The 1129-nt window shown below is 63.2% G+C and carries 1 protein-coding gene; it reads right to left on the reverse strand.

Features of this window, described 5'->3' with window-relative positions:
* The coding region (locus A2I95_RS40950) for an AMP-binding protein (protein ID WP_291738019.1) at positions 1-1129 on the reverse strand (1129 nt) is incomplete at both ends.

A 1129-nucleotide genomic window follows, 5' to 3' on the forward strand; every position in this document is an offset into this window, starting at 1 on the left:
CTTGTTTGGGGTCAGCGGGAAGGCCTCCAGCGTGACGATATGGGCGGGCACCATCACCTCTGCCAGCCTCGCGGTCAGCGCCTGTTTCACGAGGGTCTCTGAAACAGGTGCGGAGGCCGTGACATAACCTGTCAGTTGCTCGCTGCCGGCATCGCCGCGGGGCACCACCACAGCCCCTGTCACGCCAGGGCAGGCTGTCATCGCGGCCTCGATCTCGCCCAGTTCGATCCGTTGGCCGCGGATCTTCACTTGATGGTCGGTGCGGCCCAGGAAGGCCAGGGTGCCGCCTGCCGTCCAGCGCACCAGATCCCCGGTGCGGTAAAGGGGGGTGTCAGCGAACAGAGTGTTCACGAAGCGTTCAGCAGTCATCTCTTCCCGTTGCCAGTAGCCTGCGGTGACTCCCGCTCCACCGATATACAACTCGCCGGGTGTCCCCGCGGGGACAGGCCTTTGTTTTTCGTCCAGAACGTAAACCTGCGTGTTGGCAATCGGCGTGCCAATCCCGGCTGTCCCCGCAGGGGCAGCGCTGATTTTTTCCACCGTCGACCATATCGTCGTCTCGGTCGGGCCGTACATGTTGAGGATCTCGGCGTTGGTTATCCCCTGCAGCGCCTGCACCAAATCGCCCGGCAGTGCCTCGCCGCCGACAAGCAGATGCTGCAACCGGCCCAGACAGGCCCTGGCGTCTTCATCAGCGGCAATCATCCGCGCCATCGACGGGGTGCACTGCATATGGCTGACCCCATGACGCACGATCTGGGCGGCCAAAGAGAAGTCATCCGCCGCCAGCTGCTGCGGGGCGTTCGACAGGCGCAGAACCTCAGCCAAGGGTTTCAGCCCCTCCAGCACCACGTCCGGCGCGATGCCGTAATCGATCAGGCAGGCGATCTCATCCACACCGATGCGTTTCAGCTGCTCCACCCGCTGGCAGGCGTTCTGAATGGTGCCGAACAGCCCGGAGTCCTCAAAATACCGTTCGAATGCGAAGTCGAGGATGGCCTCCAGCTCCTCCTCTGACAGGGACCCCAGGTCCATCTCAAACGGGTTCTTCACCCCTTCGGGCTTCTTGAAGGCCGGGAAGGCCCAGGCGTATTGCTTGATCAGTCCGGCGGCGGATCGCAGGTAATCC

This window comes from Leisingera sp. F5, from assembly GCF_001593695.1.